Below are 4,612 nucleotides of genomic sequence, written 5' to 3' on the forward strand. Positions count from 1 at the left end.
TTAGGTACTTTGGCAGCCTTGATCTTGATCGCTTCGCCGGTACGCGGATTGCGGCCGGTACGAGCAGCGCGCTTGCCTACGGAAAATGTGCCGAAACCGACCAGGGTAACGGAACCGTTCTTTTTCAACGTGGTTTTGACAGCACCAATCAGGGAGTCAAGTGCGCGCGTTGCAGCAGCTTTGGAAATATCTGCAGAATCGGCAATGTGGTCAATCAATTCGGTTTTATTCACTTACGTCCCCTCACAAAGGTTGAATATCGCACGTCGCTTTACAGAATGTGTATCGCAACTATGCGCAGGCAGAAAAATCTGCAGCAGGTATTAAACAAGCCGCAAAGCCTTGTGTCAAGCGCTTTGCCGCAGATTCCTCTCTGAAAAACCAAACGATTTCTGAAACAATTCACCAATGTATGCAACGTTCGGTACTACATAAGAAAAAAAGCGCTCCGAAGAGCGCTTTTTCAAAACTGCATGATTACCGTGGGATCAATGCTTCATCACGTTCGGATCGGTCGATTCCGAATTTTTCGTGACGGATGCATCGACTGCGACATCCTCTTCCGACAAGGCAACCGGTGCACGCTCAAGTGCAATTTCCAGCACTTTATCGATCCAGCGAACCGGAACGATCTCGAGCTTGTTCTTCACGTTGTCAGGAATCTCTGCAAGATCCTTCACGTTCTGTTCAGGAATCAACACGGTCTTGATACCGCCGCGATGTGCTGCCAGCAGTTTTTCCTTCAGACCGCCGATCGGCAACACTTCACCGCGCAACGTGATTTCACCCGTCATCGCAACATCTGCTCTTACCGGAATACCGGTGAAGACAGACACCATTGCCAGCGTCATCGCCACACCTGCAGATGGACCATCCTTCGGCGTCGCACCTTCGGGAACGTGAATGTGGATATCGCTCTTCTCGAAAATCTCCGGCTTGATGCCGAGTTTCTTCGCACGATTACGCACAACCGTGCGCGCCGCCTCGATCGATTCCTTCATCACATCGCCCAGCGTACCGGTGCGAATGATGTTGCCCTTGCCTGGCATGCTGACCGATTCGATCGTCAACAAATCGCCGCCGACTTCGGTCCATGCAAGACCAACCACCTGACCGATCTGATTCTCTTTTTCGGCAACGCCAAAATCGAACTGACGCACACCGAGGAACTTGTCGATGTTCTTCGACGTCACGCTGATCTTGCGATCCTGCTTTTTCAGCAGCAGCATCTTGACGACCTTGCGGCAGATTTTCGAAATTTCACGTTCCAGCGAACGCACACCGGCTTCACGCGTGTAGTAACGAATGATGTCGCGAATCGCCGATTCCGCCACGCTGATTTCGCCTTCCTTCAGACCGTTATTCTTGATCTGTTTTGGCAAAAGATAGCGTTGCGCAATGCTGGTCTTTTCATCTTCCGTATAACCGGACAGACGAATCACCTCCATACGATCCAGCAATGCAGGTGGAATGTTGTACGAGTTCGACGTCGCGACGAACATCACGTCGGAGAGATCGAAGTCGACTTCCACATAGTGATCCGAGAACGTATGGTTTTGTTCCGGATCCAGCACTTCCAGCAATGCAGACGACGGATCGCCGCGGAAATCCATGCCGAGCTTGTCGATCTCATCAAGCAGGAACAATGGATTACGCACACCGGTTTTCGACAGACTTTGCAGAATCTTGCCTGGCATCGAACCGATGTAGGTACGGCGATGGCCGCGAATCTCTGCTTCATCACGCACACCACCCAATGCCATGCGCACGAACTTGCGATTCGTTGCGCGTGCGATCGACTGACCCAGCGACGTTTTACCGACGCCCGGAGGACCGACGAAGCACAGGATCGGCGCTTTTACCTTGTCGACGCGTTGTTGCACGGCGAGATACTCAAGGATGCGTTCCTTGACCTTGTCCAGACCGTAGTGATCGTCTTCCAGCACGCGTTCGGCATTCGACAGATCGTTGTTGACCTTGGATTTTTTCTTCCATGGCAAACCAAGCAACGTATCGATATAGTTACGCACAACTGTCGCCTCTGCTGACATCGGCGACATCAGCTTCAGTTTTTTCAGTTCGCTTTGTGCCTTGGCGAGTGCCTCCTTCGGCATTTTTGCCAGAAGAATTTTTTTCTCGAGTTCTTCGAGATCGGCGCCCTCTTCACCTTCACCCAATTCCTTCTGGATCGCCTTGACCTGCTCGTTCAGGTAGTACTCGCGCTGAGATTTCTCCATCTGGCGTTTTACACGGCCGCGAATGCGCTTCTCGACTTGCAGAATGTCGAGCTCACCCTCCAGCTGGCCGAGCAGATGCTCGTAGCGTTTGGCAACGTTGAAAATTTCCAGGATGACTTGCTTTTGTTCCAGCTTCAGCGGTAAATGCGCAGCAATGGTATCGGCCAAACGGCCGGCATCATCAATGCCTGCCAGTGAAGTCAGGATTTCAGGCGGGATCTTCTTGTTCAGTTTGACGTACTGATCGAACTGCTGGACGATCGCACGACGCATGGCCTCGACTTCCGACTCATCACCGGCTTCGGATTCAATAGGCGTCAGATCGGCAACGAAATGTGTTTCCAGCTCGCTGATGTGATGGATGCGTGCACGCTGCGCGCCTTCGACCAGCACCTTGACGGTGCCATCGGGCAGCTTCAGCATTTGCAGAATATTGGCGACGCAGCCGATTTCATAGATATCGTCAGCTGACGGCTCATCCTTGGCCGCAGCTTTCTGGGCAGCCAGCATGATGCTCTTGCCCTGCTCCATGGCTGCTTCCAGCGCCTTGATTGACTTGGGACGACCGACGAAAAGCGGAATCACCATGTGCGGGAAGACAACAACGTCGCGCAATGGCAATAACGGAAGTTGGGTTTGTTCAATAGAAAGTGTAGTCGTCATGGCGAGCCTTATCGATAAACGTGTTAATGATGTTGGCGCGAGCAGCCAAAACACAAGCCCGGACAGCAACAAAAATCAATTCAGCAAACAAAAAAGCCACCCGCGAAGTTGTTCTTCGAAGTGGCTTTACGATGGAAGCCTGAATGATTCCTGCTGTGCTTAAATTGTACTGCGTTTTAATAAAAAAACGGGCTAAAAAAGCCCGTTTTTCATGATTTCAGCCGCTTTTTGCAAAATTATTGTTTTGCACCGGAGACTTTCTGCTGCTCGTGATAAATCAGCAATGGCTTGGCGCCATTTGTGATCGTCCCTTCGTCAATGACGACTTTGGAAACATTCTGTTCATTCGGCAATTCATACATGACATCCAGCAACGCATGTTCCAGAATCGAACGCAGTCCACGAGCGCCCGTTTTACGAGCAATGGCTTTTTTGGCAATTGCCTGCAACGCAGCCGGACGAATTTCCAGTTCGGCACCTTCCATCTGCAGCAGCTTCGAATATTGCTTGATCAGTGCATTCTTCGGCTCAAGCAGAATCTGGATCAACGCTTCTTCATCCAGTTCACGTAATGTTGCGACCACAGGCAAACGTCCGACGAGTTCAGGAATCAGGCCGAACTTGATCAGATCTTCCGGTTCGGTATCCAGCATGACCTGACTCGCAGTCCGCTCTTCGCGACTCTTCACGCTGGCAGAGAAACCGATGCCGCTTTTCTCCGAACGTTCGGAAATGATTTTTGCCAAGCCGTCGAATGCGCCACCGCAGATGAACATGATATTCGTCGTATCGATCTGCACGAAATCCTGGTTGGGGTGCTTGCGGCCGCCTTGCGGTGGCACCGATGCCATCGTGCCTTCGATCAATTTCAGCAAGGCCTGTTGCACGCCTTCACCAGACACGTCGCGCGTAATCGAAGGGTTATCCGATTTGCGTGAAATCTTGTCGATCTCATCGATGTAAACGATACCTTTTTGTGCGCGCTCGACTTCGTAGTTGCAGTTCTGCAGCAATTTCTGAATGATGTTTTCGACGTCTTCACCGACATAGCCGGCTTCGGTCAGCGTCGTTGCATCGGCAATCACGAACGGCACATCCAGCGTACGCGCCAAGGTTTGTGCCAGCAATGTTTTACCTGAACCGGTTGGACCGACCAGCAAAATATTGCTCTTTGCCAATTCGACATCGTCTTTCTTGCCGAGATGCTTCAGACGCTTGTAGTGGTTATAGACGGCAACAGACAGAATGCGCTTGGCCGATTGCTGTCCGATCACGTACTGATCCAGCAGTTCGCACAATTCCTGCGGCGTCGGCAAATCACTGCGCGGGCTTCCACCTGCGACTGTCTCGACGCTGGACGCCTCATCACGAATGATGTCGTTGCAGAGGTCAATGCATTCGTCGCAAATAAACACGGATGGTCCGGCAATCAGCTTCTTCACTTCATGCTGGCTTTTGCCGCAGAAAGAGCAGTAAAGGGTTTTTTCGCTGGAAGAGCCTTTTTTCTCGGCCATGTAGGGGGCGCCTTGCCTTGTTACGGGTAGTTTCTGAATGATAACCAAATATGAACGGCGCTTTCTGTTACAGAAAACGCCGTTGCCGCCATGCAACGCCGCCGGCACGCGCGCCTAGATGCGCTTGGCGATCACCTTGTCAACCAGGCCGTAGTCCCTGGCCTCGTCCGCGGACAGAAAATAGTCGCGCTCGGTGTC

4 protein-coding genes are annotated in these 4,612 nt (G+C 51.9%); all 4 read right to left on the bottom strand.

Annotation, left to right across the window (positions count from 1 at the left end; translation table 11 throughout):
* Positions 1 to 233 (bottom strand): HU family DNA-binding protein (locus VN114_RS00515; RefSeq protein ID WP_325510898.1); only part of this gene is annotated, 233 nt, incomplete at its 3' end.
* Positions 234 to 488: 255 nt separating this feature from the next.
* The gene (lon, locus tag VN114_RS00520; protein WP_325510900.1) at positions 489 to 2,900 is read right to left on the bottom strand and encodes an endopeptidase La; all 2,412 of its coding nucleotides are present in this window, start codon (positions 2,898 to 2,900) and stop codon (positions 489 to 491) included.
* A gap of 236 nt (positions 2,901 to 3,136) precedes the next feature.
* Positions 3,137 to 4,414 (bottom strand): ATP-dependent Clp protease ATP-binding subunit ClpX, encoded by a 1,278-nt coding sequence (gene clpX / locus VN114_RS00525; protein ID WP_325510902.1) that lies wholly within the window; start codon positions 4,412 to 4,414, stop codon positions 3,137 to 3,139.
* A 114-nt stretch (positions 4,415 to 4,528) separates the two neighbouring features.
* Positions 4,529 to 4,612: ATP-dependent Clp protease proteolytic subunit (locus VN114_RS00530; protein WP_325510904.1), on the bottom strand; the 84-nt coding region annotated here is incomplete at its 5' end.

It is taken from the genome of Oxalicibacterium sp. (genome assembly GCF_035565035.1).
Taxonomy (GTDB): Bacteria; Pseudomonadota; Gammaproteobacteria; order Burkholderiales; family Burkholderiaceae_D; genus Oxalicibacterium.